This window comes from Acetobacter okinawensis (assembly GCF_002153655.1).
Classification (GTDB): Bacteria; Pseudomonadota; Alphaproteobacteria; order Acetobacterales; family Acetobacteraceae; genus Acetobacter; species Acetobacter okinawensis_A.
The window spans coordinates 1-266 of sequence record NZ_JOPJ01000145.1; the positions used below are offsets into that span (position 1 = coordinate 1).

General features: G+C 58.3%; 1 protein-coding gene. It reads right to left on the reverse strand.

The features are described 5' to 3' along the window. The coding region (locus tag HK26_RS13735) for a hypothetical protein (RefSeq protein ID WP_180539597.1) at positions 1-266 on the reverse strand (266 nt) is incomplete at both ends.

Genomic DNA, 266 nt, shown 5'->3' on the forward strand with positions numbered 1-266 from the left:
TCCACCACATTGAGCGCTGTTGTGCCCATGGCAACAAAGAAGTCACCAATGCTTTGAGTGGTTTTGCGGATGACCTCTCCAGTTTCCCCCAGATCATCCCCCAGATGCTTCCATGCCTGCTGGAAAGGCGTCAGCCCCTGATCGGCTGCCCCTTTGATGTTCTGCTCCAGCCTGTCCAGGACAGAGCGCAGGGCACCGGCCTCATTCCCGGCCTGCTGCATGTGCTGGACCATAAGAACGAACCCGGCATTGAACCCCGGCATACC